This is a genomic window from Actinacidiphila guanduensis (assembly GCF_900103985.1).
GTDB lineage: Bacteria > Actinomycetota > Actinomycetes > Streptomycetales > Streptomycetaceae > Actinacidiphila > Actinacidiphila guanduensis.
Window position 1 is genome coordinate 52712 of record NZ_FNIE01000021.1, and the last position, 24326, is coordinate 77037.

Genomic DNA, 24326 nt, shown 5'->3' on the forward strand with positions numbered 1-24326 from the left:
GCTCGACCGGGCCGCCACTCGGACGAGTGAATCCGTACGAATCGGAAGGCCGACCGGAACAAGCCTCGGACACGGTGCGTTCCGACATACACAGGCAGTAATCATCGACTTCGTTCACCGACATCGCGAAGGCCCGGCCGCCGCCGGTCCGAAGAGGAGTGACCATGAGCCAGACGCCCGCACGCAGCCCGCTGCTGGACCTGCTGAGCAGCCGGCAGAACGGCGTGCTCGTCACGATCAAGCGGGACGGCCGTCCGCAGTTGTCCAACGTGACGTTCTTCTACGACGAGTCCACGCGCTACGTCCGCATCTCCGCCACCGACGCCCGGGCCAAGACGCGGAACCTGCGCCGTGATCCACGCGCGAGCTTCTACGTGACGACACCCGATCTCGGGGCCTACCTGGTCGCGGAAGGGAACGCGGAGCTGACCCCGGTGGCAGCCGATCCCCACGACGCCACCGTGGACGAGCTGGTCGAGCTGTACCGGGCGATAGCCGGCGAGCACCCGGACTGGGAGGAGTACCGAGCGGCGATGGTGGCCGACGGCAGGCTGGTCATCAAGCTGCGGGTGGAACGCGCCTACGGATGGGGCCGCGCCGAAGGCGGGACCAGCGGCGCCCTGGACTGACGGCTCGACCGGCAGCCCGGCCGACAGCCCGGCCGAACGGGGCTCAGCGGCAGGAGCGAGGAGACAGGAGCAAGGAGAGGGGAGAACGGCGGTGCCCCCGCCGCGCGGAGGACGGCGGGGGCACCTGAAAGTGACACCGGAGACGGGCTCACCGGCCGAAGTGCGGCCGGGGATCAGTAGACGCTGACCCCGTAGGCGCTGAGGGCCTCGGTCACGGGCTGGAAGTACGTCGTGCCGCCGGAGGTGCAGTTGCCGCTGCCGCCTGAGGTCAGGCCGATGGCCTTGGTGCCGTCGTACAGCGAGCCGCCGCTGTCGCCGGGCTCGGCGCAAACGTTGGTCTTGATCAGGCCCGAGACGACCTCACCGCTGCCGTAGTTGACGGTGGCGTTGAGGGCCTGGACGGTGCCGCTGTGGATACCGGTGGTGGAGCCGCGGCGCTTGACGGACTCGCCGACGAAGGCGTTGGCGGCGCTGGTGATGTCCTGGCTGCCGACGGTGCCGTCGTGGGCGACGGAGGTGTCGTAGCGGACGATGCCGTAGTCGTTGCCGGGGAAGCTGGTGCCGGTGGTGGGGCCGATGTAGCTGCCGGAGCCCGTGTAGTAGTCGGGGTAGCCCTCAGTGCAGTGGCCGGCGGTGAGGAAGTAGTAGGTGCTGCCGCTGCGGACGTTGAAGCCGACCGAGCAGCGCCAGCTGTCGGTCTCCACGGCGTCGCCGCCGGACAGGAGCTTGCTGAAGGTGCCCGGGACGCGGGAGATGCGGACCGCGTCGCCGTAGCCGGCGGTGGCCTTGGTGAGCCGGTCGAGCTGGGCGGAGGTGACGCGGCTGTCGGCCTCGACCTGCAGGGTGTCCGTGCGGGGGTCGACCGCCCAGGCGGTGCCGGCGATGTCGGTGCTGCGGGCCGCGTTGCCCGCCTGGTTGAGCTGGGCGGTGCTGTGGGCGACGAGGTGGGCGGTGCCGCCGGCGGCGTGGACGGCGTCGGCTGCCGCCTGGGTGGTGACGTTGACGACCGTGGTGTGGGCCGCGGCGTCGTAGTAGGTGCCCGCGGTGTTGTCCGTGCCGAGGTGGGCCGCGAGGGATGCGGCGGCCTCAGGGGACGTGGTGGAGGGGGCGGCGTGGGCAGAGGGGAGCGCGAAGGCGGTTGCGGCCAGCAGGCCGGAGGCGACGGCGAGGAGCTGCAGGCGCCGGGTGGACTTCACTCATTCCTCCTGTGGGGGATGGAGGTGCTGTGCCCGGATGGCACGAGGACCGGGCCGAGGGCGGACCGGTCGGGAAAGGGTTGACCATGGACCGTCAGGATCGAACCGATAAACGAACATCACATCCGTCTGACGAGCACTCACAGGAGTATTCAGGTCTCACAGGTAACACACAAGAGGGACTCAGGAACCGCTTGAGGCGGGCACAGCAACACCCCGGCGGTTCTGGGGCCGCCGGGGCGCACGGAAATGACAGCGTCTCAGCTGGTGAGAACGGCGCGCTCCCCTGCTTCGAGGGCGATGGGAAGGGTGTTGCCAGGGGGCGGGAAGGGACAGACGAAGGCGTCGGCGAAGGCGCACGGCGGGAGTTGGGTCCGGTTGAGGTCGAGCAGGAGCGAGCCGTCCGGGGCGGGCCGGGGCGCGTAGAGGAAGCGGAACCGGAAGCTGGTCGTGCCACTGGTGGCGTCGGCGAGGACGGCCCAGAGCCGACCGTCCTCCTGGACGGCAGCCGAAAGGGTGAGGGCGGTGCCGTCGAGGGCGAAGGCGAGCTCGCCGTCGAGGCCCAGACCGCGCTCGCGGCCGTCGTGGTTGGGCACCCGGACAGTGCGCTCGGCACCGTAGGGGTGGAAGACGGCGGGCACGGTCCAGCGCTCGCTCCAGTCGAAGGCGTCGATGCCCGCGAAGGACCGGCGGGCCGGGGCCTGGGGGTCCCAGACACGGATCGCGAGCAGGCCCTCGCGGTCGATGGCGAGCACCTTGACGCCGTCGGGCAGCAGCAGGGGGCGGCCCTCGGTCTCCAGGGCGGCGGCCACGCCGTCGGTCTCGTGCACCACGGCGCCGTTCTCCTGCCGCCACACACCGGGCAGGCCGGGGATCAGGCCGTCGGCGAGGTCGGCCAGCCAGTAGGTGCCGGTGAGCGCGAGGGGGCCGTGCGGGGCGGACACCGAGGCGGCGCGACGCTCGCGCCAGCGGTCCCAGTGGGCGCGGGGGCCGGCGGCGATTCCGGTACTCATGGCGTCAAGCGTCGCACAGGGGTCCGAATGCCCCGTGGGGTGCCCGTGGGCCGAGGAGCCGGGAGGTCAGCAGCCGCAGTCGCAGTCGCAGCAGTCGCACCCGTCGCAGTCCCCGCAGCACTGGCAGCAGTCACCGCATCCGTCGCACCCGTCGCAGTCGCAGGCGCTGCACCACGCCTCGCGGCGCTGCCCGGTCCAGGGGTCGTCGTGGTCGGTGCAGCACAGCCGGCAGGTGCAGCACAGTCCGGCGTAGACGAGGCAGCCGGGCAGCAGGCCGCGTCGGCGCGGGGGTTCGGGCGGGGGGAAGCCGCCGGGGCCGAAGGGGTTGCCCGTGCCGCCCGGGTTCTGCGCGGGGGCGCCCGGCGCGTAGGGGTTGCCGCCGTACGGGTTGCCGCCCGAGGCGTTGCCCTCGTACGGGCGCTGGTCCGAGGCCGAGTGGGAGCAGGTGCCGGCGCCGAACGCCCGGTCGACGGATCGCTGGAGTTCGTGGACGAGCAGCGTGTGAGTGAGGCGGGCCGCGGCGGAGCCGGCGAACTCCACCTCGCGCAGGGCGAGGCGTATGCCGTGGCGGGCGTCGTCGCACAGCCGCCGGGCCTCGCCGAGGTCGGTGCCGATAACGGTGAGCGGGTTCCAGGCTCCGGTGCGGGTGTCCTCGGCCAGGTCCTCGACCGCGTCGAGCAGGTGGGCGAGCCGGCCGAAAAGCCGGCCGACCTCGGCGAGCGGTTGGGCGTTGCCGGGGCGGCCGGCGAGCACCGCGGTGTGCGCGAAGGCCGCCGCGGTGGCGGTCTCGGTGGGTTCGGTGACGGTCAGGACGCCGGTGCCCGGTCCGGCCGCGGCCTCCAACTCGCCCTGCCGGCCGACGGCGTCGACCAGGACCGCGGTGTCGAAGCCCAGGGAGCCACCGGTGCGGGCGCCGGCGACGTCCCAGCGGCGGGCCACCGTGCGGGCGGCGAGCGCGACGGGCCGCCGGCCGAACACCCCGTCGCCGTCCTGGACATGGTCGCGCATCTTCGCCGAGGCAAGCACCAGGGAGACGGCGGCGGCCAGGCGCGCGCCCTCACCGGTGGCCACGGAGGCGCCGCGCATCCCGCGCAACGGGCAGGGCCCGGCCTTGCGGTGGCCGGTGGCGGAGGGGGCCGACTGGGCCTCGGTGAGGACGGAGACGATGAGACCGTCGTAGTTGGTGGCGACGCGGGCGAACTGCCCGTGCCCGTCGCGCAGGGCCAGGCACAGCCCGCACAGGTGCGCCAGCCAGGAGGCCGCCATGCCCTCGGACATGCGGTGGCGGCAGGGTCTGATGATCCCGAACACGACTGCATTCCCCCCGATCACCGCACCGGCTCCGAGTTGTGACCGGCGGTCAGGTTTCGGCCGTGCGCCAGCGGTCATGTTATCGGCGCGGCGCAAGGGCGCCGTAGGGCCGTACGGCCGCGGTTATCACCCGATCGTGGAGGACGTTCCCATCGCCTCGTCAGCTCTCCAGGGCCTGCCCCTGCTTGACGGTGCGCCACTATCGTGTGTGCCAGTACCGTCACAACTCGCCCTCAGGGCGACTTTCCCCTTGGCGCATCACCCTCATCATGGATGACGATAGGACTAAGCGGACGGTACCGACCGCGTGCGAGAGAGGAGGCGTCCATGGGTTCGGTTCGACGGGCGAGTGCCTGGCTGGGCCTCGTCGACGACAACGGCGGCGAGGGTTACTACGACGAGGAGTACGCCGACTACGGCGATGGTCCGGCGCGCCCCGACACCTGGGTGACCGACCCGCGGGTGCGGGTGGCCGCCGAGTCGGCGGAGGAGGAGGGCCGCCGTATCGCCACGGTGACGCCCGACGGCTTCCGTGACGCCCGCGGTATCGGCGAGCTGTTCCGCGACGGGGTGCCGGTGATCGTCAACCTCACCGCGATGGAGTCCGCCGACGCCAAGCGCGTGGTGGACTTCGCCGCCGGCCTCACCTTCGGTCTGCGCGGCTCCATCGAGCGGGTGGCCAACCGGGTCTTCCTGCTGACTCCGGCGGACTACTCGGTGATGAACGCCGACGCCCACCGCGGCGGCGACGGCTTCTTCAACCAGAGCTGACCCCTGTCCGGCGGGTGCGCCCGCCGGACAGGGTGCGGCCCCGGCCCACGGGGTCCGGCCGGATGCCCGCGCGCCGCGTCAGCCGCGGAAGGCGTCGATTCCGGTGAGCGCCTTGCCGAGCACGAGCTGGTGCATCTCGACGGTGCCCTCGTAGGTGAGGACGGACTCCAGGTTGGTGGCGTGCCGCATGACGGGGTACTCCAGCGAGATGCCGTTCGCGCCCAGGACGGTGCGGGCGGTGCGGCAGATCTCGATCGCCTCGCGCACGTTGTTGAGCTTGCCGAAGCTGACCTGTTCCGGGCGGAGCCGTCCCGCGTCCATCCGCCGCCCGAGGTGGTGGGCGAGCAGGATGCCCTTGTGCAGTTCGAGCGCCATGTCCGCGAGCTTGGCCTGAGTGAGCTGGAAGCCCCCGATGGGACGGCCGAACTGCTCGCGGCTGCGGGCGTAGTCCAGCGCCGCCTCGAAGCTCGCGCGCGCCGCGCCCACGGCGCCCCAGACGATCCCGTACCGGGCGTGGTTAAGGCAGCTCAGGGGACCGCGCAGCCCCGTGACCTCGGGAAGCACCGCGTCGGCCGGCAGCCGCACACCGTCCAGGACGAGCTCGCTGGTCACCGAGGCCCGCAGGCTCCACTTGTGCCGGATCTCCGGCGCCGAGAAGCCGGGAGTGCCGGCGGGCACGAGGAAGCCGCGCACGCCCTCGTCGGTGCGGGCCCAGACGACGGCGACACCGGCCACGGAGCCGTTGGTGATCCACATCTTGCGGCCGTCGAGTACCCAGTCGGAGCCGTCACGCTTGGCGCGGGTACGCATCGCCGCCGGGTCGGAGCCGTGATCGGGCTCGGTGAGGCCGAAGCAGCCGATCACCTCACCCGCGGCCATCGCGGGCAGCCACTGCTGCTTCTGCTCCTCGGAGCCGTAGCGGTGGATGGCGTACATCGCGAGCGAGCCCTGCACCGAGACAAGTGAGCGGATACCGGAGTCGGCGGCCTCCAGTTCCAGGCAGGCCAGGCCGTACTGGACGGCGCTCGCGCCCGCGCAGCCGTAGCCGGTCAGCTGCATGCCCAGGGCGCCGATGGAGCCCAGCTCTCGGGCCAGTTCGCGGACGACGGGCAGCTCGCCGCGCTCGTACCAGTCGGCGACATGCGGCAGCACCCGGTCGGCGGCCCACTGCCGCACCGTGTCGCGCACGGCGAGTTCCTCGGGCCCGAGCAGTTCGTCGAGGCCCAGCGGATCGTGCGGGTCGAATGCGGCGGGCGCTGCGGGCATGGCGGGACCTCCGGCGGCGGGTGGTGCGTGATCGGCGCCGACGTTACGGGTCAGCCCCCTGCCCGTCCAGAGCGCGCGGCGACGGCACGCCGCGCACTCCCCTCCCCCGCGAGATCCTCGCCTCCGGCCGCCGCAGAGGGCTCGCCGTCCGTCGCTGCCGCACCCACACCCGCCGACGCCGACTGCGACGCCGGCCCAGGCTCCGACTCGGGCTCCCGCTGCGACTGCGACTCCAGTCCCGTCTCCGGCTCCAGTTCCGCCTCCGACTCCGCCGCAGCCCCCTTCGCCCCCTCGCCCGCAGCCCCCGCCACCCCGCACTCCATCACCCGCGGCAGCCGCAACGCCGCCAGCGCCCCCGCCAGCAGCAGCACCGCGCTGACCACGAGCGTCACATGGAGCCCGTGCACGAAGGACTGCCGCGCCGCCTGCCGCAGCGCGTCACCCGGCCGCCCGCCGATCCGGCGGGCCACGTCGTACGCCCCGCCCAGCGACTGCCCCGCAGCAGCGGTGTCCGCAGGGCCGACACCCCGGGCCCGCGGCCCGTACACCGCGTTCATCACACTTCCGAGCAGCGCGATGCCGAGGCCCGCGCCCAATTGGTACGAGGTCTCGCCGATGGCCGCCGCCCCACCCGCCCGCTCGGCCGGCGCCTCGCTGAGCATCGACTCGTAGGCACCGAAGAGCGTGGTCTCCAGGCCGAAGCCGAGCGCGACGAAGGCGCAGGTCAGGAGTTGCGGGCGGTCGTGCTGGCCCACGGCGGTGACGGAGAACACCGACAGCGCGGTGAGCACGAAGCCGCCGGCCACCATCCGGCGCGGCCCGAGCCACCGCAGCAGCCGTGCCCCGAACAGCCCCGCCGCCATGGCGGCGAACGTCAGCGGCAGCAGCCGCAGACCGGTGTCCACAGGACTCAGGCCCAGCACCAGCTGGAGATACTGCACGGCGATGAGTTCGAGCCCGACCAGCGCCAGCATCGCCAGCACGATGCAGCCGACCGACGTCGAGAACGCGGCCCTGGTGAACATCCGCACATCGATCAGGGGATGCGGCAGGCGGCGCTGCCGCCGCACGAAGAACACCAGCAGGGCGAGGCCGCCGAGCAGCGGCACCCACACCGAGGCGTCGAGCAGATGCGTGGCAGCCCCGAACCGCTGGATGCCGAAGACGGTGCCGAGCACGCCCAGCGCCGCGGTGACGGCGCCCACCAGGTCCCACGGCTCCTCCCCGCAGCCGCGCGACTCCGGCAGCAGCATCCGCCCGACCACCAGCATCACCGCCATCAGCGGCAGGTTGACCAGGAAGACCGAGCCCCACCAGAAGTGCTCGACGAGGAAGCCGCCGAGCACAGGCCCCACGGCGGCACCGACCGCGGCCACCGCGCTCCACACGCCGATCGCCATGGCGCGCTCGCGGCGGTCGGGGAAGACCTGCCGCAGGATCGACAGCGTGGCCGGCATGATCATCGCACCGCCGGCGCCCAGGAGGGCGCGCGCGCCGATCAGCACATGGGCGTCGGGGGCGAAGGCCGCCAGCGCCGAGGCGGCGCCGAAGAGCGCGTACCCGGTCAGCAGCACCCTGCGGCGGCCGAACCGGTCACCGAGCGTGCCGAAGAGGATCAGCAGCGAGGCGGCGGTCAGCGGATACGCGTCCACGATCCACAGCAGATCCTGCGCACCGGGCCGCAGATCCTCGGTCAGCGCCGGTACCGCCACGTGGAGTACGGTCGCGTCCACCGCGACCACCAGCAGGCTGACGCAGAGGACGACAAGTACGGTCCAGCGGCTGACCGGCCGCGCCATGGGCAAACCTCCACGCTTGTCCGCGATCCCCCCGCTGCATGTGATTCCCGCCGATACCCGGCCATCTTCGGCGATCCCCTGCGATCACTGTCGATCCATGGGCAAGCCCGGCAAGCCGACATGATCTCCGGCGATCCCTCGCGAGTCGTCGCGATCATGCACGATCACCCGCGAGCGGGGCGGATGCGACAGCGTACGCGAGAGACCTGTCCGCCCTCTGTGACCCAGCCCACGCGTACCCCGGGCCGCGCCCCGGCACGGCCGGGTCCACCCGATCGGACCCACCCGGCGATCCTCAGGGAAACCCTGAATAAATTCGAGGGAAATAAGCGCCAAATAAGCAAAGCCCGATGTGAGTATCAACACCCGAACATAAACTTCACCGCACCCTCCGCATTCGCGCCAAACCCCGTCCGCCAAAGGGGTGGTGAGACGCAGTCCACATCACATCGTCATTACAAATCAGCCCGTGCAGCGGTTCTTGACTGTCACACGCTGTAACGTCGTTTGAGTGCGTACCGATAGCAGGAGCCACGGCGCGGCCGGACGCTCGTCAGGCGGCCGGCCGCCTCTGATGAGCCGAACACGCGTCTGGCTGTTCGCCCTGACCGTGACGGCCTACGTGGCCATCGTCATCGGCGTCGTCACCGACTCCAAGCTGGTGACGCTCGACTGGCAGGTCATGTTCTGGCGTCCGTACAAGCAGTGGCCGCAGATCCACCCGTTCCTGGACTACTTCGTGGTCCTCGGGCAGCGCGGCCCCACCGCCGTGATCGTGCTCTGCTGGCTGTGCTGGCGCGGCTGGCGGCGCAGCACCCTGCACCCCCTGCTGGTCTTCGGCACCTCGCTGCTGCTGCTCAACATCACCGTGGGCGCCGTGAAATACGGCCTCGGCCGGCTCGGGCCGCATTACGCGACCACCGTCGGGTCGGCGGAGATGTTCGCCGGCGGGGATATATTTCCGTCCGGCCACACCGCCAACGCCGTGGTGACCTGGGGCGTTCTCGCCTACCTGGCCACCACCCCCCGGGCCAGGCGCTGGGGCTCGGTGGCCAGCGCGCTGCTCGCGCTGGGCGTCGGCGCCACCACCGTCTACCTGGGCACCCACTGGGTGAGCGACGTGCTGCTCGGCTGGGCCGCGGGGCTGCTGATCCTGCTGGCGCTGCCGTGGTTCGAGCCGGCGATGGCCAAGGCCGAGCAGTGGCTCACGCAGGCGTGGCGGCGGCTGCGGTCCCGCGCCCGTCGGCCGGCCACCGGCCCTGCCGTGAAGCCGGTCGCGAGCCCGGTCGCAGACCCCGCGACGAGCCCGGTCCCGACCCCCGTCACGGCCCCCGCGGACGCGTCCGGCCTGGTCGCCGCCCGTACGGCGGAGGCAGCCGACCAGGGCGCCCCCCAGCCGGCCGAACCGGTCACGGCGGGCAGCGCGGCAGCGGCCGCGACGGGGGGCACCGCAGCGAGCGGCACCGTCACGGGCTCGGCCGCAGGCGCCCTAACTGGCACGGCAACCGCCACCGGCACGGCCGCCGGAACCGTCACCGGCCCGGCGAACGGCGCGCCAGGCCCCGCCCCGGCCCCTCCCACAGCCCCCCACCTGGGCGGACGCCCTCACACCGGCCGCAACGACCGTACGCCGCTGACCCCGGTCGGCAGCCGCCGCCCGCTCACGGAGCGGCAGCCGGTACGGCCCGCGCCGCCGCTCACCCCTGCCAGCAGCGCCGCACGCGGCCCTCGGCCACGGTGAAGTTGAGCCGCCCGGCGACGAACTCCATCGTCACCACCGCCTCGGGCGGAAGACTGCGCACCGTGGTCCAGCCGCGTTCCCGGGCCCGCCGTTCGGCCTCTTCGAGGGCGAGTCCGGGATAGGCGTCGAGGTCGTCACTCGGATTGCGGCCGGGAGGGTTCGGTAGGGATGACATACCCGCCACCGTATTCGACCGAATAGCCGAAAGCATCCGCTCGGCGGTGAAGCCGGGAACTCACACCTTCCGCACAGTTCCTGCACACAATCCGATGAGTGCCGCGGCTATTACCGGACAAGAAGAACGCCGCCCAAGCGTCTGCCCCGTACGACGCATCACATGCACGCCGACGCGTCACACGCGCGCAGCCGCCGCCCGGGCCAGGCCGGCCGCCGACAGCAGTCCGCCGGCTGTCCGGCCGTAGGCGGCCCGCGCCGCGGCCCGGGGCCGGGCGGCGGGCCGCGCCCGGGAGTCCAGCAGCCGCTGGTAGAGCCGGACGTGGCGGGCCGCGATCACCGCCGGGTCGAACCGCTCGCCGGCGACCAGCGCGGCGCGGCCCATCCGGCGGCGCAGCGCGTCGTCCGCGACCAGCCGCAGCAGGGCCGCGGCGATGGCGGGCACGTCCCGCGGCGGGACGAGCAGCCCGTCGACCCCGTCGTGGACGATCTCGCGCGGGCCGTGCGGGCAGTCGGTGGCCACGACCGGCAGCCCGGCCCGCATCCCCTCCACGATCGTCATGCCGAAGGACTCCAGGGTGGAGGTGACCGCGAGGATCGAGCCGCGGGCGAGTTCCGGTTCGATCGGGGTGACCGCGCCCATCAGCCGCACATTCTCCCCGACGCCGAGCTCCGCGATCAGCGCCTGCAGGCTCGCCCGCTTCTCCCCGCCCCCGTACAGCCGCAGGGTCCAGTCCGGGTGGGCCGCGCAGACCAGGGCGAAGGCCCGGATGAGGTCGTCGTAGCGCTTGCCCTCCGCCAGGCGCCCGGCGGCGACCACGACCGGCGCCGAGCAGTCGGAGGGCGGCACGGGCGAAGGCGGGGCGCTGTTGGGGACGGCTGCGACGGGGACACCCGGCAGGCGCCTGCGGTAGGCGGCGGCGTCGGCCCGCGTGGTGGTGGTCACCGCGTCGAGCGCCGGGTAGGCGCCGCGCAGGCACTGCAGCAGGCGGCGCGGGTGGGAGTCGAGGGTGAGGTGCTCCTGGGCGACGCGGACCAGGCGGCGCGGGGCCTGCCGGGCGAGGTGCACGTTGAGGCCGGGGCGGGTGCCGACGACGACATCGGCGTCGAGGCCGGTGAGGAAGTCGCCGATGAGCTCGTCCGTCCGGGCGCTGTACATCGCGTGCCGGGGGTCGGCCCGCGGGTAGACGCGGGAGGGCTCGCGGTGGCGCGGGTCGTCCGCGAGGTCGTCGGGGCCGCCCTTGCGGATGTCGGCGAGATGACGCAGCCGGATGCGCGGGTCGTGCGGTATGCGCGGCTCGTCGTGGTTGCGGAAGACCGAGACGACCTGCACGTCGTGGCCGTCGGCGGCGAGCTGCCCGGCCAGATTGCGGGTGGTGCGGATGGTGCCGCCTATGCCGTAGGCGGTGTGGATCAGGAAGGCGATGCGCACGCGTGGGCTCCCCCGGTGACGAGGGGCCGTTCACGACCGGTACCCGTCCTGGTACGGTGCGGCGGCCCCGATCGACCCTAACAACGGGCCGCCCGGGCGGCCTGTCGGGCCCGCCCCCGCACGGCCGGGCGGCGGCACGGGGGCGGGCGGGCAGCGCAGGGGGCGGTGGGGCCGGACCGGGGGCGCGCGCCGCGCGGGAACGATCGGCCGGTGCGGTCAGTTCACCGTGAGGACGGCGCCGGCCTCCAGCACGTCGGGGTCGGAGCCGATCTGGTCCTTGTTGATCTCGTAGAGCTTCTCCCAGCCGCCTGCGACGTCGTAGTCCTCGGCGATGCTCGCCAGGCTCTCGCCGGGGTGGACGGTGTGGACGATGTGCTCGAAGCCCTTCCGGCCGACCTTGCGCGAGCAGACCGGCCAGGCGTCCCAGCCCTGGGCGCGCAGCACGGCCTCGGCGACGTCGATCTGCTGCTGGGGCTCGGCGAGGTCGGCGCGCGGGGCGTACGCGCGGCCGCCGAAGAGGTCCCAGGTGGGCTGCCAGAACTGCAGGCCGCCGTAGAAGCCGTTGCCGGTGTTGATGTGCCAGTTGCCGCTGCTCTCGCACATGGCGAGGTCGTCCCAGATGGAGCGCTGGCGGACGAAGTCGTCGGGGTCGGCGGAGTCGGCGCCGCGGGGGGCGGAGAAGACGGTGACGGCGGGGGCGGTACGGTCCGGGGCTGCGGTGTAGCGGCCGGCCGACGGGGCCGATCGGGGCGCGGTGGCGGCCGCCGCGGGCTGGGTGACCAGCGGCAGCAGCGCGAAGGTGCCGAGCGCGGCGACCACCGCGGCGGCGCGGGTGCCGCGGGCGGGGGCGGTCCGGCGCGCACTGTGGATCTGTCGATTGTTCCGCAAATCAGACGAATCCGATGGGCACGATGAATCAGACAAATTCGACAGTTCGATCATCGGGCCACGCTAGGCACAGCCCCCCGCCGATTTTCCGGCACCACGTCCCCAGGGCGTGCCCGGGCCACTCTGGTGGCGCACACGCAGGCAGATCATCACCCCGCACAACTGACGAGTCGCAGACCGTGACTCCCCCCGCGCGCCGCCCGTTGTCACAGTGCGCCGGGACCGGCCCGTCGCGCCGAACCTGCCTGCCCCGCCGAAATCCTTCGGACACCCTCCGGGCACCCGCAGGCACCCTCCAATACCATCAGCCCCCCCTCAGACCGCCTCCCCACAACCCAGTGACTGCCCAGCACTTCCAAGGAGACTCCCGTGGCGCCCATGCTCGACGTGAGTGACGAGGTACGAGCCGAGATCGGCGACGAGGAGGCCGAACGGCTCCTCACCGGCGAAAGCGCCCCGGGGACGTACGACTGCACCTCGTGCCGTACGCCGGGTGACAGCGGCCAGGAACGCACCAGCACGGTGCTCTTCGTCGGGGACGAGACCGCGGTACTGGCCTTCGCCCACGCCAGCTGCATCCCCTCCCAGGTGGTGCCGGTCTCCGAGGAGCAGCTCCAGGGCGCCGTCCGCAGCATCACGGGTACGGAGCCGGGCGGCGGCCCGGACAGCGCGAGCACCACAGGTGCCGGCGGCTACCCGGGTGCGGGCAGTACGGGCGGCTTCGCCGCTCCCGGCCCGGCCGTTGCCTCGCCGGCGCGGCAGGAACCGTTCGGCACCCCGCTCGGCGGCCCGCAGTTCCCGCTCGGCACCGCGCCCGCCGGCCCCCTCACGGCTGCTCCCGCGCCCGACCCCGCGCCGCGCCAGGCCGTCCTGGGCATCACCTGCGGGCTGATCATCGTGGCGGACCAGCTGCGCCCGGCGCTGGTGGTCGAGCCGACCGGGCCGGTGGCGCGGGTGGGCTCCACCGGCGGGGGCGACGACTTCCTGCCGCTCCTGATCGAGCAGGGCTTCGTACCCCAGCTGGACCTGGAGGTGCCGCCCTCCGCGCTGCCGGGCTGGTCGGTGCTGCTGGCGATGGGCCAGCTGCACGCGGTGCTGCAGCCCGGGCCGGCCGGCGCCGCGGCCACCGCGTGGTGGCAGGCGCACCAGCCGCTCCAGGTCAGCGACGGCTGGCGGGCGGCCGTCCAGCGCGGCAACGAGGTCTACGTGTACGCGGGCCCGGCCGGCTCGATCGGCCGCCAGCCCCGCGAGGACCTGATGCGCGACGCGCTCGCCCGGGCCTGCTCGCGCGGGCAGCTCGTGGCGGCCACGATGCCGCTCGCGGGCACCTGACCAGGTCAAAGATAGGCAATTCAACCGTGCGGCCCGCATCCCGGGCATACCGCCGGTCGTTGGCACTTACGTGCACAGCTTCGACGCCTCCTCCCGAGCCCCGTACCAGCGCTACATCCCCTCCATGCGCACCGCGCAGGACGCGGCCGCAGGCGGTGCCGGCAACACACCCATCTACGACGCCCTGTACGCGGAGTACCGCAGGCTCTTCCGCACCCTGCCGGGCGACCGGACGGGTGAGGAGTCGCTGCAGTTCAAGGGCTTCGCGGCCTGGCACGAGCAGTACCCGCCGTTCTCCCCCGGCGGGCGGCACCGCGGGGGGCGCGACGGCGACCGGGGGCTGGGGCACGGCGAGGGCGGACCGGCCGCGCTGCCGCCGGGCCGCGGCGACACCCGCGGCCGCTGACCGCCGCCGGCCCGCCCGCTCCCGGGCCGGCTACTTCTTGCGGCCGCGCTTCTCCCGCACGCGCACCGACACCTGGATCGGCGTCCCCTCGAAGCCGAACTCCTCGCGCAGCCGCCGCTCGATGAAGCGCCGGTAGCCCGCCTCCAGGAAGCCCGAGGCGAAGAGCACGAACCGCGGCGGCCTGGTGCCCGCCTGGGTGCCGAACAGGATGCGCGGCTGCTTGCCGCCCCGCAGGGGGTGCGGGTGGGCGGCGACCAGCTCGCCGAGGAAGGCGTTCAGGCGCCCGGTGGGCACCCGGGTCTCCCAGCCGGCCAGCGCGGTCTCGATGGCGGGCACGAGCTTCTCCATGTGCCGGCCGGTGCGCGCCGAGACGTTCACCCGCGGCGCCCACTGCACCTGCACCAGGTCGCGCTCGATCTCGCGCTCCAGGTAGTAGCGGCGCTCCTCGTCCAGCAGGTCCCACTTGTTGTAGGCGATGACGACGGCCCGGCCGGCCTCGACCGCCATGGTGATGATCCTGGTGTCCTGCTCGGCCAGAGTCTCGCTGGCGTCGATGAGGATCACCGCGACCTCGGCCTTCTCCAGCGCGGCCGCGGTGCGCAGCGAGGCGTAGTAGTCGGCGCCCTCGGTGAGGTGGACGCGCCGCCTGATGCCCGCGGTGTCGATGAACTTCCAGGTGATGCCGCCGAGTTCGATCAGCTCGTCCACGGGGTCGCGGGTGGTGCCGGCGAGTTCGTCGACGACCACGCGGTCGCTGCCGGCGACCTTGTTCAGCAGCGAGGACTTGCCGACGTTCGGCCGGCCGATGAGCGCGATCCGGCGCGGGCCCGCCGCCGCCTCGCCGAAGGTCATCGCGGGGGCTTCGGGCAGCGCCTCCATGATGGCGTCGAGCAGGTCGCCGGTGCCGCGGCCGTGCAGCGAGGAGACGGGGAACGGCTCGCCCAGGCCGAGGTTCCACAGCGCGGCGGCGTCCGCCTCGCCGGAGGGGCCGTCCACCTTGTTGGCGGCCAGGACGACCGGCTTGCCGGCCCGCCGCAGCAGCTTGACGACGGCCTCGTCGGTGTCGGTGGCGCCCACCGTGGCGTCCACCACGAGCACCACCGCGTCGGCGGCCTCGATGGCGAACTCCGCCTGCGCGGCCACCGAGGCGTCGATCCCGAGGACGTCCTGCTCCCAGCCGCCGGTGTCGACGATCTTGAAGCGGCGCCCGTTCCAGTTCGCCTCGTAGGTGACGCGGTCGCGGGTGACGCCGGGGCGGTCCTCCACCACGGCCTCGCGGCGGCCGATGATCCGGTTCACCAGAGTCGACTTGCCGACGTTCGGCCGGCCGACGACGGCGAGCACCGGCAGCGGGCCGTGGCCCGCCGCCTCGATGTCGCCGGCGACCTCGTCGAGGTCGAAGCCCTCCTCCGCGGCGAGCTCCATGAACTCGGCGTATTCGGCGTCGCCGAGCGCGCCGATGTCGCCGTGGTCGTGTTCCTGGTCCATGAGCTCTCTCCGTCGGTGAAACGCATGATCGTACTGTCGTGGGGCGGTCCCGCGCCCCTGGCCGCCGCTAGCGGCCGGTGATCCGCCGGGCCTCGGCGAGGTGGGCGGCCAGGTGCTCCTGGATCCGCGTGGTGGCCGCGTCCAGGGCGCTGCGGGTGCGCCGCCCCGACCCGTCGCCGGCCTCGAAGGGCTCGCCGTAGACGATGTCGATCCGGGCCCGCAGCGGGGGCAGCGCGGAGACGACCCGGCCCTCGCGGGCGCTGCCGAGCACCGCGACCGGCACCACGGGGGCGCCGGAGCGCACCGCGAAGTAGGCCAGGCCCGCCCGCAGCTGGGCGAAGTCGCCGACACCACGGGTGCCTTCGGGGAATATCCCGAGCACACCGCCGCCGCTCAGCACCTCCAACGCCGCGCTGATGGCGGTGCGGTCGGCGCCGGAGCGGTCCACCCGCAGCTGGCCGATGGAGCGCAGGAACGGGCCGAGCGGCCCGACGAACGCCTCCTTCTTCACCAGGAAGTGCACCGGGCGGGGCGAGGTGCCGATCAGCATCGGGCCGTCGATGTTGTGGCTGTGGTTGCCGGCCAGGATGAGCGGGCCGGTGGCCGGTACCCGCCAGGCGCCCAGCACCCGCGGCCGCCACAGGCCGTTCATCAGCCCGATGCCGATGCCGCGGGCGACCGCGGCGCCGCGCGCGCCGGGCGCCCCCGACACCCCGGGGGACGCGGTGGGCGCCGCGGGCTCCCCGGCCGGCGCGACGGCCGTGCGCTGCGAGGTCACCGGGCGGCTCGTCGCTGCGCGACCAGCTCCACGACGCGGTCCACCACCTGCTCCAGGGTGAGCTCGGTGGTGTCCACCTCGATCGCGTCGTCGGCCTTGGCGAGCGGGGAGGTCTTGCGGCCGGAGTCGGCGGCGTCCCTGCGGATCAGCGCCGCCTGGGTGTCGGCCACGGACTGGGTGCCGCCCAGTTCCCCGGAGCGGCGGGCGGCGCGGGCCTCGGCGGAGGCGGTGAGGAAGACCTTGACGGTGGCGTCGGGCAGCACGGTGGTGCCGATGTCGCGGCCCTCCACGACGATGCCGGCCGGCGCCGCCGCGGCCGCCGCGCGCTGGATCTCCACCATCCGGGCGCGCACCTCGGGCACCGCGCTCACGGCGCTGACCGCGGCGGTGACCTCCTGGCTGCGGATCGGGCCCGAGGCGTCCACGCCGTCCACGGTGATGCCGGGCGCGGCCGGGTCGGTGCTCGCCACGATCGCGGGCTTGCCGGTCTGGTCGGCGACGGCCGCGGCGTCGGTGACGTCCACGCCGTTGGACAGCATCCACCAGGTGATCGCGCGGTACTGCGCGCCGGTGTCCAGGTAGCTGAGGCCGAGCCTGGTGGCGACCGCCCTCGACGTGCTCGACTTGCCGGTGCCCGAAGGGCCGTCGATGGCGACGATCACCGGATTTGACACAGCGGATGGCCTTCCTCGTGCACGGGAGCGGGGTGGTGGCACTGCGGCGGGGCCGGATGCCATCCCCCAAGGCTACCGGCCGTGGGGCACTGCCGGTCGCAGCGGACGGCCGCGGAGGACCGCCGGGCCGCACCGCTACTGGCGCAGCGCCCAGCCGCGCTGCCGCAACGCCGCGGTGAGCACCGGGGCCGAGCGCGGCTCGACCAGGATGTCGACCAGGCCCGCCTGCTGCCCGGTGGAGTGCTCGATGCGCACGTCCTCGATGTTGACGCCGGCGGCGCCCGCGTCGGCGAAGAGCCGGGCCAGCTCGCCGGGCTGGTCGCCGATGAGGACGGCCACGGTCTCGTACGCCTTGGGGGCGGTGCCGTGCTTGCCGGGGACCTTGGCGCGGCCGGCGTTGCCGCGGCGCAGGATGTCCTCGATGCCGGCCGCGCCGCCGCGCCGCTTGTCGTCGTCCGCGGACTGCAGGGCGCGCAGGGCCGCCACGGTCTCGGCGAGGTCGGTGGCGAGGTCGGCGAGGACGTCGGCGACGGGGCCGGGGTTGGCGGCCAGGATGTCCATCCACATGCCCGGGGCCGAGCCCGCGATCCGGGTCACGTCCCTGATGCCCTGGCCGCACAGCCGCACCGCGGCCTCCTCGGCATGCTCCAGGCGGGCGGCCACCATGCTGGAGACCAGCTGCGGGGTGTGGGAGACCAAGGCGACGGCCCGGTCGTGCGCGTCGGCGTCCATGACGACCGGGACGGCCCGGCACAGGGCGACCAGCTCCAGCGCGAGGTTGAGCACCTCGGTGTCGGTCTCGGGCGTCGGGGTGAGCACCCAGGGGCGTCCCTCGAAGAGGTCGGCGGTGGCGGCCAGCGGTCCTGAGCGCTCCCGTCCCGCCATCGGGTGGGTGCCGATGTAGCGGGCGAGGTCGCACCCCAGGGCGGCCAGGTCGCGGCGCGGGCCGCCCTTGACGCTGGCGACGTCCAGGTACCCGCTACCCAGGCCGCGCGCCATGGCGTCGGCCAGGGTGGCGGCCACGTGCCCGGGCGGCACCGCGACCACCACCAGGTCCACCGGCTCCGCGGGCAGGCCCGCCGTGCCCGCGCCCAGGGAGGCGGCGGTGCGGGCTGCGGACTCGTCGTGGTCGTACAGGTGCACCTCGACGCCCCGGGAGGTCAGGGCGAGGGCGGCGGACGTGCCCATCAGGCCGGTGCCGATGACGAGTGCGGTCCTCACGGGGGCGTCCTTGCTGGTCGGGGGCTGGTCGGGGGCTGGTCGAACGGGTGGGGCTGGTCGGGGGTGCAGCGCGCACACCCGGCGGCACGGGGTCTTACGGTGCCGGGCCGGTCGTGCGCGTCCTACGGTCGCAAGCGTAACGACGCCCGGCCCACCCGTGGGGGCGCGCCCGCGGACCAAGACGGCGCCCTGGCGGCGGGCCCGGCCCCTGGGGCGCCCGGCCGGCAGCCCGCGCGAAACGGTGAAACAGGGGCGGCGGTTCATATGCTCTGGCGATAATCGGGCCCATGCACGATGCGCTGGAGGACGAGCCGGGCCACGCGCTGGTCAGGGACCACACGGTCTACGCGTGCGTGACGGGCCTGCGCGCCTTCGGCCTCGCGGACGCCGGCGGCCCTGAGGTGCGACGCGGGGTGTTCGCCGCCCCGGCGCCCCTCTTCTGGCGGCTCGACAAGCCCCCCGCGCACGTGGTGGGACCGCGCCCGGACGAGGCGTCCTGGGAGCTGGAGCGCTTCTGCACCCTCGCGCTGCGCGGCCACCTCGGCGTCCTGGAATGCCTGCACTCCCCGCTGGTGGAGCATGCCGACGCCACGGGGCGCGAACTGCTCGGCCTGCGGGACGCCTTCCTCTCCCGCCGGGTGGACGCCTCGCTGCGCGCTCAGGCGGCGCGCCTGCTGAGCACCGCGGAGGCGGCCATCCGCGACCACGGCGTCCCCCGCTGGGGCGCCGCCCTGCACCTGCTGCGGGTCCTCACCTGCTGCCGCGACACCCTGCGCACCGGGCGCATGGACATCGACGCCGGTGCGCAGCGGGACCGCCTCCTTGCCGTCGGGCATGGCGAGGTGCCCTGGGCGCAAGTGCGCTCCTGGGTGCGCGACCTGCACGAGGAGTGCGACCGGGAGGTGGCCCGTACGCCGTTGCCGGAGGCGCCGGACCGGGCCCGGGTCGAGGACTTCCTGGTCCGCGCCCGCGCCCTGAGCGCGGCACCCCTGGCGTCGCATCCCGTCTAGCCGCCATGGAAGACGCCATGGACGCGCCGCCCGGGCTCCCTGGATGCCAGGTCGCCGCCAGGGAGGCGAGGTCCGGCCTCCACGGCGGCGGATCGGGACCGCGTCACCCGCGGCCGGTACCGGCCCCGGCGTGGGCTCCTCACCGGCTCGTCAGCGGCTTGTCAGCGGCTCACAGGTCGACTTCGCGCATCAGCATGCCGACCTCGGTGTTGGTCAGCCGGCGCAGCCAGCCGGACTTCTGGTCGCCCAGCGGGATGGGGCCGAAACTGGTGCGCACCAGGCGGTCCACCGGGAAGCCGGCCTCGGCGAGCATCCGCCGCACGATGTGCTTGCGGCCCTCGTGCAGGGTGACTTCCACGAGGTAGTTCTTGCCGGTGTTCTGCACGATCCGGAAGTGGTCGGCGCGCGCCCAGCCGTCCTCCAGCTCGATGCCGTTCTTCAGCTGCTTGCCGATGTCGCGCGGCAGCGGGCCCTGGATGGCGGCCAGGTACGTCTTCTTCACGCCGTAGCGGGGGTGGGTGAGGCGGTGGGCCAGCTCGCCGTGGTTGGTGAGCAGGATGATGCCCTCGGTCTCGGTGTCCAGCCGCCCGACGTGGAACAGCCGCGTCTCGCGGTTGGTCACGTAGTCGCCCAGGCACTGCCGCCCGTCGGGGTCCTCCATGGTGGAGACCACGCCAGCCGGCTTGTTGAGGGCGAAGAAGAGGTACGACTGGGTGGCCACCGTCAGGCCGTCGACCTTCACCTCATCGTGCTCGGGGTCCACCCGCAGGCCCTGCTCGGTGACGATCCGGCCGTTGACCTCGACCCTGCGCTGCTCGATCAATTCCTCGCAGGCCCGCCGCGAGCCCATACCGGCCCGGGCCAGCACCTTCTGCAGCCGCTCGCCCTCCTGCTCGGCGCCGGGGAAGGTCTTGGGCAGCTTCGGCTGCGGCTTGCTGTGCCGCTCGCGGTTGCGCTCCTCGATCTGCGCGTCCAGCTCGCGGGGGCGGGCCGCGCCGCCGCGCGAGCGGTTCCCGGTGGGGCGGCTGCCCGGCTTCGGGCCGTCGCCGCTCTTGGTGCGCGGCATGCCGCCGGGCTTGTTGGCGCCGGACTGGCCGGTGCCGCCCACGTCGTAGCGGCGCTCCTCGGGACGCGGCTTGCGCGGGCGCTGCGGCCCGCCGCCACGTCGCTCGGCTCCCCCGCCGCCTCCGCTCCGGGGGGTCCGGTTGCCGCCGCTGTTCCTGTCGCTGCTTCGCATCAAGGTTCCGTCGTCGAAGTGGTCACTGGCTCGTCGGGCGCGTCCGGGTCGAAGGACGGCAGTCCCTCCTGGGAGTCCGCCTCGACCGCGTCCGCCTCCGGCAGGAACGGGGCGAGCTCGGGCAGCTCGTCGAGGCTGCGCAGGCCCATGCGTTCCAGGAAGTAGTTCGTCGTCCTGTACAGGATCGCACCTGTCTCGGGTTCCGTCCCACCTTCCTCGACCAGCCCGCGCTGGAGCAGGGTGCGCATGACGCCGTCGCAGTTGACCCCGCGCACCGCCGAGACCCGCGAGCGGCTGACCGGCTGGCGGTAGGCGACGACCGCCAGCGTCTCCAGCGCGGCCTGGGTGAGGCGGGCCTGCTGGCCGTCCAGGACGAGGCGTTCGACGGCCGGGGAGAAGGCCGGCCGCGTGTAGTAGCGCCAGCCGCCGGCGACCAGCCGCAGGTCGAAGCCCCGGTTCTCGCGGGTGTAGTCGTCGGACAGCTCCCGCAGCGCCTTGGCGATCTGCCGGCGGGGGCGCTCCAGCACCTTGGCCAGGTGCTCCTCGGTGGCCGGCTCGTCCACCACCATCAGCACGGCCTCCAGCGCCGGCTTCAGCTCCAGCTCCGCGGTGGCGAGCAGACCCGCGGGCGCGGCGTCCTGCGCGGGCGGCACGGTGAGCTCGGTCACATCGAGGTCGGTCACATCCGTCATGGCTGCTCTCCCTTCCCGGGCGGGCCGGGGTCGGTGCCCGCGCCGGCCCCGGCGGCCGCGGTCGCGGCCGGTGCCGCCGGGGCGGTCTCCTGGTCGAACTCGTCGGTGACCAGCGGGGCGCCGGAGCCCTCGGCGTCGCCGGTCCAGCGCACCTGCAGGGCGCCCAGCGCCTCCTCCTGGTCGAGGGCCACCGCCTTCTCGCGGTAGAGCTCGAGCAGGGCGAGGAAGCGCGCGACTACGGTGAGGGTGTCGGGCGCGTCCGCGGTCAGTTCCAGGAAGCTGGCGGCGCCCTGCGTGCGCAGCAGGGCGATCACGTGCTCGGCCTGCTCGCGCACGCTCACCAGGGGCGCGTGGATGTGGTCGACGTACACCTGCGGCTTCGGCTTGGGCTGCATCGCCTTGACGGCGAGCTGCGCGAACCGCTCGGGGCCCACGCTGAGCACGACCTCGGGCAGCAACTCGGCGTGCTGCGGCTCCAGTCCGACGGTGCGGGGGCGGCGCAGCGCCTCGGACTCCAGGCGCTCGGCGAAGATCGCGGCGATCTGCTTGAAGGCGCGGTACTGCAGGAGGCGGGCGAAGAGCAGGTCGCGCGCCTCCAGCAGCGCGAGGTCGCCCTCGTCCTCCACCTCGGCGGCGGGCAGCAGCCGGGCGGCCTTCAGGTCCAGCAGCGTGGCGGCGACCACGAGGAACTCGGTGGTCTGGTCGAGGTCCCAGTCCGGGCCCATGGCGTGCAGGTAGGCCATGAACTCGTTGGTCACCTTCGACAGCGCGACCTCCGTGACGTCCAGCTTGTGCTTGGAGATCAGCTGGAGCAGCAGGTCGAAGGGCCCCTCGAAGTTCGCCAGCCGCACGGTGAACCTGCCGTCCCCGGCGTCGTCCCGGCCGTCCCCCTCCCCGGCGCCGTCCGGAGCGGCAGCGGGCCCGGGCACGGTCGCCGGCCCGGGTTCCGATACGGCCGAGGACCTGGGGTCCGGTACGACCGGCGGCTCCGGTTCCGGTCCGGCCGTGGGCTCGGATCTGGGACCGGCGGCGGGCACCGGCGCGGGCTTCGCGTCGAGCGGGGGCGTGGGCGCCGGCACGGACACCGGCTCGGTTTCCGGCGCCGCCCCACCTTCGGTCACGGCCGGGGCCGCCGGCATGGGTACCGCCTCGGCCTCGTCAGCCGCTACGGGCTCCGCTTCCTGTTGCGGCTCCGGAGTGCCCCCGGGCGCGTTCGCTCCCCGTCCCAGCCGGCGGCGGGGACGCTGGGGGTCGTCGGGCGTCATCGGAGGCATCGGGTTCCAGGGTGCGGGTGCGAGGTCAGCAGGCTATCTCCTGCCCGGGTGCTGCCCACGGGGCCGCCCCGCCGCGCGCACGGCGCATCCCGCGGGCCGCCGCGGGCTGCTTTCCTGTCGGGCAGGTGCTACCGGCCCCGCAGCCGCCGGACGAGGATGCTCGCGTCGCCGCGCGACTCCAGGTCCGCCAGCACCACCGCGACCGCCTCGCGGACGATGCGGCCGCGGTCGATCGCCAGGCCGTGCTCCCCGCGGAGCACCAGGCGGGCGTGCTCCAGGTCCATGAGCTCCTCGGCCGAGACGTACACCGTGATCTTCTCGTCGTGCCGCTCGCGGCCGCTGGGCCGGCGGTTCTGCCGGGGCGCCTTGCGGCGGGCGGGGGCAGGCGGCTGCGGGGTGGCGGTGATCGGCGGGGGCGTGGGCTTGCCCGGAGAGGTGCTGACCGTCGCGGTGGCCACGGGCGCGGCCGAGGCGGCGGAGACGGCGGGCCGCTCGGTGATCGGCCGGCGCGGGGCGGGCGGTCCGGCCTCCCGGCCGGTGTGCTCCTCGTCGGGCGTGCCCGCGCCACCCTGCTGCCGGTCGCGCGGGCGCGGCCGGCCGGACGGGCCGTCCTCGCCCTCCTCGGGCTCGGCGTCGGGCACCGGCCGCAGCCGGGTGTCGCCCTGGGGCGGCGTGGCGGGCGGGGGTGCCTGGAGTGAGGCGCCGCCGGTGGTCCGGAACAGTTCGTCGGCGCCCGGCAGACTCACTCGGCGTGGCACCGGGCGAGCACCTCCCTGGCGAGTTGGCGATAGGCGGCGGCACCGACGGAGTTGGACGCGTAGGTGGTGATGGGCTCGCCGGCCACGGTGGTCTCGGGGAACCGCACGGTGCGGCCGATGACGGTGTGGAAGACGTGGTCGTCGAACGCCTCGACCACACGGGCGAGCACCTCGCGGCTGTGCACGGTGCGCGAGTCGTACATCGTGGCGAGGATGCCGTCGAGTTCGAGTTCGGGGTTGAGCCGCTCGCGGACCTTCTCGATCGTCTCGGTGAGCAGCGCGACACCGCGCAGCGCGAAGAACTCGCACTCCAGCGGCACGATCACCGAGTGCGCCGCGGTGAGCGCGTTCACGGTGAGCAGGCCGAGCGAGGGCTGGCAGTCGATGACGATGTAGTCGTAGTCGGCCATCAGCGGCTTCAGGGCGCGCTGCAGGGCGGACTCGCGGGCCACCTCGCTGACCAGCTGCACCTCGGCGGCGGACAGGTCGATGTTGCTCGGCAGCAGGTCCATGCCGGGGACGGCGGTCTTCAGCAGCACCTCGTCGGCCGCGAGCCCGCGCTCCATCAGCAGGTTGTAGACGGTGATGTCGAGTTCCATCGGGTTGACCCCGAGGCCCACCGACAGGGCGCCCTGCGGGTCGAAGTCGACCAGCAGCACCCGGCGGCCGTACTCGGCGAGCGCGGCACCCAGGTTGATGGTCGAGGTGGTCTTGCCGACCCCGCCCTTCTGGTTGCACATCGCGACGATCTTCGCCGGGCCGTGGTCGGTCAGCGGGTTCGGGATCGGGAAGTACGGCAGCGGCCGGCCGGTGGGGCCGACCCGCTCGCGGCGCTGGCGCGCGGCGTCGGGGGCGAGGGTGGCGGCGTACTCGGGATCGGGCTCGTACTCCGCGTCGGGATCGTAGAACTGACCGTCCTGCAGGTCGTCGTTCTCGTCGTCATAGGGAGTCATGGCGTAGGCGGGTCGCGGCTCCGCGTTGGGGTCGGGGCGGCGGGACTCGAAGGTTCGGACCGCGACGGAACCGACGGTCGTTCCTGGCTGACCACCCCCGGGAGCAAATGTCGACTCATTCACAAGTCGTCTGACCTCCTTGGGCAACCAGGGAACTTATAGACAGGTCGGCGTGACTACAGCCGACGATTTGCGACTCTATGGCGTGTCGGTGGTCCGCAGCAACACAATCCGCCGTACACGGCAGGATGTGTCGGCACCGTGTGGGGAAGCGAACACCGGT

The 24326-nt window shown here is 73.6% G+C and carries 23 protein-coding genes; 6 read left to right on the forward strand and 17 right to left on the reverse strand.

The features are described from left to right. Nucleotides 1-164: 164 nt before the first annotated feature. Entirely contained in the window at nt 165-629 is a 465-nt protein-coding gene (locus BLR33_RS31460) for a PPOX class F420-dependent oxidoreductase (RefSeq protein ID WP_093788072.1), read from the forward strand. Nucleotides 630-802: 173 nt separating this feature from the next. Here BLR33_RS31460 and BLR33_RS31465 read toward each other — a convergent pair whose 3' ends face one another. The 3 genes from BLR33_RS31465 to BLR33_RS31475 all read right to left on the reverse strand — a co-directional run bounded on the left by BLR33_RS31465 (nt 803) and on the right by BLR33_RS31475 (nt 4149). Continuing rightward, nucleotides 803-1825: a S1 family peptidase gene (locus tag BLR33_RS31465; RefSeq protein WP_245771791.1), complete on the reverse strand. Its 1023-nt coding sequence runs from the start codon at nt 1823-1825 to the stop codon at nt 803-805. A 260-nt stretch (nt 1826-2085) separates the two neighbouring features. Further along, nucleotides 2086-2838 carry a DUF1684 domain-containing protein gene (locus BLR33_RS31470; protein WP_093788073.1) on the reverse strand — a complete coding sequence of 251 codons (753 nt, stop codon included), beginning with the start codon at nt 2836-2838 and terminating at the stop codon, nt 2086-2088. A gap of 66 nt (nt 2839-2904) precedes the next feature. Then, nucleotides 2905-4149: a DUF5685 family protein gene (locus tag BLR33_RS31475; RefSeq protein ID WP_093788074.1), complete on the reverse strand. Its 1245-nt coding sequence runs from the start codon at nt 4147-4149 to the stop codon at nt 2905-2907. 327 nt (nt 4150-4476) lie between these two features. On the opposite strand from BLR33_RS31475, the gene BLR33_RS31480 reads away from it, so the two are divergent. Continuing rightward, nucleotides 4477-4920, forward strand: coding sequence for a cell division protein SepF (locus BLR33_RS31480; RefSeq protein WP_093788075.1), 444 nt, complete (start codon nt 4477-4479; stop codon nt 4918-4920). A gap of 78 nt (nt 4921-4998) precedes the next feature. Here the strand turns inward: BLR33_RS31480 and BLR33_RS31485 are convergent, their stop codons facing one another. Next, nucleotides 4999-6186 (reverse strand): acyl-CoA dehydrogenase family protein, encoded by a 1188-nt coding sequence (locus BLR33_RS31485; RefSeq protein ID WP_093788076.1) that lies wholly within the window; start codon nt 6184-6186, stop codon nt 4999-5001. Nucleotides 6187-6236: 50 nt separating this feature from the next. Further along, entirely contained in the window at nt 6237-7985 is a 1749-nt protein-coding gene (locus BLR33_RS31490) for an MFS transporter (protein ID WP_093788077.1), read from the reverse strand. 574 nt (nt 7986-8559) lie between these two features. Here BLR33_RS31490 and BLR33_RS31495 point away from each other — a divergent pair. Continuing rightward, nucleotides 8560-9726, forward strand: a complete 1167-nt coding sequence (locus BLR33_RS31495; protein WP_176930686.1) for a phosphatase PAP2 family protein — start codon at nt 8560-8562, stop codon at nt 9724-9726. Here the strand turns inward: BLR33_RS31495 and BLR33_RS31500 are convergent. The 3 genes from BLR33_RS31500 to BLR33_RS37030 form a co-directional block, all read right to left on the reverse strand. Next, complete coding sequence (locus BLR33_RS31500) at nt 9683-9901, reverse strand: proteinase inhibitor I78 (RefSeq protein ID WP_093788078.1); 219 nt, start codon at nt 9899-9901, stop codon at nt 9683-9685. The genes BLR33_RS31495 and BLR33_RS31500 overlap by 44 nt on opposite strands. Before the next feature lie 177 nt (nt 9902-10078). After that, nucleotides 10079-11332, reverse strand: a complete 1254-nt coding sequence (locus BLR33_RS31505) for a glycosyltransferase (protein ID WP_093788079.1) — start codon at nt 11330-11332, stop codon at nt 10079-10081. Nucleotides 11333-11548: 216 nt separating this feature from the next. Beyond that, complete coding sequence (locus tag BLR33_RS37030) at nt 11549-12220, reverse strand: LysM peptidoglycan-binding domain-containing protein (RefSeq protein ID WP_322987217.1); 672 nt, start codon at nt 12218-12220, stop codon at nt 11549-11551. Nucleotides 12221-12589: 369 nt separating this feature from the next. On the opposite strand from BLR33_RS37030, the gene BLR33_RS31515 reads away from it, so the two are divergent. Both BLR33_RS31515 and BLR33_RS31520 read left to right on the forward strand, forming a co-directional pair. Next, complete coding sequence (locus BLR33_RS31515) at nt 12590-13552, forward strand: hypothetical protein (RefSeq protein WP_093788081.1); 963 nt, start codon at nt 12590-12592, stop codon at nt 13550-13552. Nucleotides 13553-13676: 124 nt separating this feature from the next. After that, nucleotides 13677-13958 carry a hypothetical protein gene (locus BLR33_RS31520; RefSeq protein ID WP_143031794.1) on the forward strand — a complete coding sequence of 94 codons (282 nt, stop codon included), beginning with the start codon at nt 13677-13679 and terminating at the stop codon, nt 13956-13958. 30 nt (nt 13959-13988) lie between these two features. Here BLR33_RS31520 and der read toward each other — a convergent pair whose 3' ends face one another. The 4 genes from der to BLR33_RS31540 form a co-directional block, all read right to left on the reverse strand. Next, complete coding sequence (der, locus tag BLR33_RS31525; protein ID WP_093788083.1) at nt 13989-15446, reverse strand: ribosome biogenesis GTPase Der; 1458 nt, start codon at nt 15444-15446, stop codon at nt 13989-13991. A gap of 67 nt (nt 15447-15513) precedes the next feature. Next, complete coding sequence (locus BLR33_RS31530; RefSeq protein WP_093788112.1) at nt 15514-16098, reverse strand: lysophospholipid acyltransferase family protein; 585 nt, start codon at nt 16096-16098, stop codon at nt 15514-15516. 122 nt (nt 16099-16220) lie between these two features. Continuing rightward, complete coding sequence (cmk, locus tag BLR33_RS31535; RefSeq protein ID WP_245771792.1) at nt 16221-16898, reverse strand: (d)CMP kinase; 678 nt, start codon at nt 16896-16898, stop codon at nt 16221-16223. A gap of 135 nt (nt 16899-17033) precedes the next feature. Beyond that, nucleotides 17034-18119, reverse strand: coding sequence for a prephenate dehydrogenase (locus tag BLR33_RS31540; protein WP_093788085.1), 1086 nt, complete (start codon nt 18117-18119; stop codon nt 17034-17036). Nucleotides 18120-18406: 287 nt separating this feature from the next. On the opposite strand from BLR33_RS31540, the gene BLR33_RS31545 reads away from it, so the two are divergent. Next, nucleotides 18407-19129: a nucleotidyltransferase domain-containing protein gene (locus BLR33_RS31545; RefSeq protein ID WP_093788086.1), complete on the forward strand. Its 723-nt coding sequence runs from the start codon at nt 18407-18409 to the stop codon at nt 19127-19129. A 169-nt stretch (nt 19130-19298) separates the two neighbouring features. Here the strand turns inward: BLR33_RS31545 and BLR33_RS31550 are convergent, their stop codons facing one another. From BLR33_RS31550 to BLR33_RS31570, 5 genes are all read right to left on the reverse strand, one after another. After that, entirely contained in the window at nt 19299-20366 is a 1068-nt protein-coding gene (locus BLR33_RS31550) for a pseudouridine synthase (protein WP_093788087.1), read from the reverse strand. Then, a complete protein-coding gene (gene scpB / locus BLR33_RS31555) occupies nt 20366-21058 on the reverse strand; it encodes an SMC-Scp complex subunit ScpB (RefSeq protein ID WP_093788088.1) in 693 nt (230 codons plus the stop codon). The genes BLR33_RS31550 and scpB overlap by 1 nt, the downstream gene beginning before the upstream one ends. Beyond that, entirely contained in the window at nt 21055-22332 is a 1278-nt protein-coding gene (locus tag BLR33_RS31560; protein ID WP_093788089.1) for a segregation and condensation protein A, read from the reverse strand. The genes scpB and BLR33_RS31560 overlap by 4 nt, the downstream gene beginning before the upstream one ends. A 128-nt stretch (nt 22333-22460) precedes the next feature. After that, nucleotides 22461-23090, reverse strand: coding sequence for a hypothetical protein (locus BLR33_RS31565; RefSeq protein WP_245771793.1), 630 nt, complete (start codon nt 23088-23090; stop codon nt 22461-22463). Beyond that, nucleotides 23075-24166 carry a ParA family protein gene (locus tag BLR33_RS31570; RefSeq protein WP_407639747.1) on the reverse strand — a complete coding sequence of 364 codons (1092 nt, stop codon included), beginning with the start codon at nt 24164-24166 and terminating at the stop codon, nt 23075-23077. The genes BLR33_RS31565 and BLR33_RS31570 overlap by 16 nt, the downstream gene beginning before the upstream one ends. Nucleotides 24167-24326: the final 160 nt, after the last annotated feature.